Annotated in this window: 1 protein-coding gene; it reads left to right on the forward strand. The window is 70.0% G+C overall.

Annotated features, from left to right (window positions below; all coding sequences use genetic code 11):
- Positions 1-28: 28 nt before the first annotated feature.
- Positions 29-243 (forward strand): IMP dehydrogenase (locus KZZ07_RS27300; RefSeq protein WP_219520166.1); only part of this gene is annotated, 215 nt, incomplete at its 3' end.

Raw genomic sequence — 243 nt, forward strand, 5'->3', positions numbered from 1 at the left:
CGCGCCGCCGTCCGAGGAAAGTTGGCACATGGCCCGAGTAGAAACCGCATCGATCATCGAGGGCCTCACCTTCGACGACGTGCTCCTGCGGCCCGCCGCCTCCTCGGTGATGCCGACCGAGGTCAGCGTCGCCTCGCGGCTGACCCGCACGATCCCCCTGAACCTGCCGATCCTCGCCTCGGCGATGGACACCGTCACCGAGGCGCCGATGGCCATCGCCATGGCGGCCAACGGCGGCATGGG

Origin of the sequence: Mameliella sp. CS4 (genome assembly GCF_019392335.1) — a bacterium.
Lineage (GTDB): Bacteria > Pseudomonadota > Alphaproteobacteria > Rhodobacterales > Rhodobacteraceae > Antarctobacter.